Genomic DNA, 4,117 nt, shown 5'->3' on the forward strand with positions numbered 1-4,117 from the left:
AGGCCGGCCCGGTGCACGAGAACTGGCAGCTGGCCGCGCCCATCGGCCCCGCCACCGACCTGTGGGCGCTGGGCTCCCTGCTGTTCCGGGCCGTACAGGGACACGCGCCCTACCCGGAGGAGTCGACGGCCGAGCTGGTGCAGATGGTGTGCGCCGAGCCGCCCGCCTACGCCGAGGAGTGCGGGCCGCTCCGGCCGGTCGTGGAGTCGCTGCTGCGTCAGGACCCCACCGACCGCTCCGACTTCGAGGAGCTGCGCGGCTGGCTGCGTTCGCTGGTGCGCTCCGCGCCCGAGCCCGAGGCGGGCGTGCACGTGATAGCGGCACCGCCCGCCGACACCAGCAGGCTCCCGGTCATACGGCGCCGCGGCGAGCTGGTGCGCAGACGGCGTGCCGGGCTCCCCGTCCACCACGGACGGCACAAGCGGGCCAAGCGGGAGAGCGGTTCCCCGCGCCGGCTGGGCCGTTCCCTGCTCCTGCTGGTGCTGCTCGCGATGGCGGCGGCGATCGCGTACGCCGTGCTGTTCATGCCGAAGACGGACGAGACGAATCCGGGGACGTCCGCCGACCGCACCGGAGCCGCCGGTGAGGTCGGTGGCGCACCGGACCCGACCGGCGCCGGGCAGAACGCGCCGGACCCCGGGGACGGTCCCGGGGGCACCCCCGGCAGCAGCCCCGAGGAGTCGGCCGCCGACAACGAGACCCAGACCACCGGCCCCGAGGCCGCCGACGGCTTCACCCTGCGCACGGACCCGGAGGGCTTCCGGGTCGCCGTCGCCGAGAACTGGCAGCGCACCGCGAAGAACGGCAGCGGCCAGGTCGTCTACTCCCGCGGCGACTTCGAACTCATCGTCGTCCCCGGCCGGGACAGCGCGGAGCGGTACGGCAGCGACCCCATGAAGTACCAGCGGGACGACGAGCGTGAGCTCCAGCCCTACCGCGACTCCAGCTGGGCCACCTCGACCGGCCTGAAGACCATCGAGGTGGGCGGACGGACCATGGCGGAGGGCCAGTTCACCTGGACCGGCGACGGGGGCGAGCTCTACGTCCGTAACCTCGCGGCGCTGATCGACGGCCGCTACCACGTGCTGCAGGTGCGCGGACCGGAGGCCGAGCGGGACGAGGTGACACGGCTGTACGAGCAGGCGTCGGCCACCTACCGTCACACCGGCTGAACCGCCGTCACCACGCGGCCCCGGGTGTTTTGGTTGCCTACCGCCGCATACAGCGACAACCATCACAGTGCGGTCTCCATGGCACGTCGTCGGTTCCCAGGACGGTCCCGTGTATTTACCCTGGCCCTGTCAAGACCATTGCGGGGCAACGTGAACCAGATGCAGGGCTCGCTCGTCGCGGGCCGCTACCGGCTCGGTGAATCCATCGGGAGCGGTGGCATGGGCCGGGTGTGGCGTGCGCACGATGAGGTGCTGCACCGCTCGGTCGCCATCAAGGAACTGACCGCGGCGCTCTACGTCTCCGACAGTGAACAGACCACGCTGCTGGCGCGCACCCGCGCGGAGGCGCGGGCGGCCGCGCGGATCAACCACTCCGCCGTCGTCACGGTGCACGACGTGCTGGAGCACGACGGCCGGCCGTGGATCGTGATGGAACTGGTCGAGGGCCACTCCCTCGCCGACGCGCTGAAGGAACAGGAACGCGTCGATCCCCGCGAGGCCGCCCGGATCGGCCTGTGGGTGCTGCGCGCCCTGCGCGCCGCGCACACCGCGGGCGTCCTGCACCGCGACGTCAAGCCCGGCAACGTGCTGCTCGGCCGGGACGGCCGGGTGCTGCTCACCGACTTCGGCATCGCCCAGATAGACGGCGACACGGCCATCACGCGCACCGGAGAGGTCGTCGGCTCGGTCGACTACCTGGCGCCCGAGCGGGTCCGCGGCCACGACCCCGGCCCCGCCTCCGATCTGTGGGCGCTCGGCGCGACGCTGTACACGGCGGTGGAGGGCGTCTCGCCGTTCCGCCGCACCTCACCGCTGACCACCATGCAGGCCGTCGTCGAGGAGGAGGCCGACGAGCCGCGGCACGCCGGCCCGCTCGCGCCCGTCATCAGCGCGCTGCTGCGCAAGGATCCGGCCACCCGGCCCGACGCCTCCCAGGCCGAGCAGCTGCTCGCCGAGGCCGCGGAGGGACGCCGGCCGCGCGCGGCACAGGAGTACGTGCCGACCCGGGCCGTCGACACCCGCGTACCGCCGCCGCTGCCGCACCAGCGCGGGCCGGAGACGGCCGTCGGCGCGCCGCCGCCGTACCCGCGGCAGGGAAGCGGTCCCACCTCCGTCCAGCAGCCGTACGGGCCGCCCGCCACGCCGCGCCGGCGGGTGCGCGGACGGTTGATCGCCCTGGTCGTCGCCCTGGCCGTCATCGTCGGCGGCGGAACCGCGGTGGTGCTCCAGCAGTGGGACCGGGGCGGCGCCGGGGCCGGCACCGGCGAGACCGGCGGGCCGGCCACGCAGCCCGGTACCCCGAAGACCGGTGAGACCGACGCGGCGGGGGAGGGGGACCTCCCGGAGGGCTGGGTGCGCCGCGCCGACCCGCTCGGCTTCAGCGTCGTCCTGCCCGGCGAGGACTGGGAGCGGCTGGTCTCCGACGAGGAGACCCGGCAGGTCGACTACACGCCCGACGGCGGCAAGCACCTGCTCCGTATCGCCATCGACGACTCCCCCGACTTCGACGACCCCTACGAGCACCTGCGCGACATCGACCAGCAGATCGGCGCGCGCCTGGTCGACTACGAGCCGCTGGGGCTGCGCCACCTGACCTACCGTGACCGTGACGGCGCACGGCTGGAGTACAGCTGGACGGCGCTGGCCAAGGACACGGAGTTCCCGGGGCCGTACCGGGCGATCGACCAGATGTACATCTCGCGCGACGGTGTCGAGTACGCGATCTACATGGCCGCTCCGGCCGCCGACTGGGACACGACCGGCGAGCAGTTCCGGACGATATTGCGGGGCTGGCGCGAGCCCTGACGACCGTGGCGCGAGCCCTGACGACCGTGGTGAGGGCGTCGGCGCGCCGCTTGGCCGAATCGCCGTACCGGAGCGGACACATCCGGTGGGGCATGATGGACGCATGGTGACCGAGGGGGAACCGGAGAACGGGACCGCACGGCACAATGCCCGTGTCATCGCGGGTCGTTACCGTCTGGAGGCGAGGATCGGGCGCGGCGGCATGGGCGTGGTCTGGCGGGCCACCGACCAACTGCTCGGGCGGCGCGTCGCCGTGAAGGAACTCCCCTTCGACGAGACGCTCTCCGCGGCCGAGGCCCGGCGGCAGCGGGACCGCACCCTGCGCGAGGCGCGCGCCCTGGCCCAGTTGAGCCACCCGAACATCATCGTCGTCCACGATGTCGTCGAGGACGACGAGCGTCCGTACATCGTCCTGGAGCTGATCGAGGGACCCTCCCTCGCCGACCGAATCGCCGAACGGGGCCCGGTCGACGCCCCGGAGGCCGCGCGGATCGGCGTCGACCTGCTCGGCGCGCTGCGCGCCGCCCACACCTCCGGTGTGCTGCACCGTGACCTCAAGCCCGCCAACGTCCTGCTGGAGGACGACACCGACCGGGTGCTGCTCACCGACTTCGGCATCGCCCAGGTGTCGGGCTCCACCACGCTCACCGAGACCGGCTCCTTCGTCGGCTCCCCCGAGTACACCGCGCCCGAGCGGATGTCCGGCGCGCGGACGGGACCCGCGTCCGACCTGTGGTCGCTGGGCGCGCTGCTCTGCACGGCGCTCAGCGGCGAGTCGCCGTTCCGGCGCGACTCCCTGAGCGGGGTCCTGCACGCGGTCGTGGTCGACGAGATCCGCCCGCCCGCCGAGGCCGGGCCGATCCTGCCCGTGGTGCGCGGCCTGCTGGAACGCGACCCGGACCGACGGCTGGACGCGGACCGGGCCGAACGGATGCTGATGGCGTTCCTCGCGACGGGCCGCACCCCGGAGTCGGCGCCCCCGGATCTGCTGCCGCCGGACCGGGAGCCGCCCCGACGGCGGTTCGCCGCCTGGCGGACGGCGACGGACGGTACGGTGCCGGGCGCCCCCGGGGAACGTCCCGTCCGGCGGCAGCCCACGAGGGGTGTGCTGGTGGCCGCGCTGGCGGTCGCCGCGATGG

3 protein-coding genes are annotated in these 4,117 nt (G+C 73.9%); all 3 read left to right on the top strand.

All coding sequences use genetic code 11. From position 1 onward, the window contains the following. Nucleotides 1–1,172: serine/threonine protein kinase (locus B9S61_RS05265; RefSeq protein ID WP_103541139.1), on the top strand; the 1,172-nt coding region annotated here is incomplete at its 5' end. A 159-nt stretch (nt 1,173–1,331) separates the two neighbouring features. After that, nucleotides 1,332–2,978, top strand: coding sequence for a serine/threonine-protein kinase (locus tag B9S61_RS05270; protein ID WP_103541140.1), 1,647 nt, complete (start codon nt 1,332–1,334; stop codon nt 2,976–2,978). Nucleotides 2,979–3,081: 103 nt separating this feature from the next. Then, nucleotides 3,082–4,117, top strand: a 1,036-nt coding sequence (locus B9S61_RS05275) for a serine/threonine-protein kinase (protein ID WP_103541141.1), incomplete at its 3' end; no start/stop codon positions are given.

Origin of the sequence: Streptomyces sp. SM1 (genome assembly GCF_002910825.1) — a bacterium.
Classification (GTDB): Bacteria; Actinomycetota; Actinomycetes; order Streptomycetales; family Streptomycetaceae; genus Streptomyces; species Streptomyces okerensis.

Coding starts and splice junctions, on each gene's coding strand:
- B9S61_RS05270 (WP_103541140.1), top strand. CDS start 1,332: ATGCAGGGCTCGCTCGTCGCGGGCCGCTACCGGCTCGGTGAATCCATC.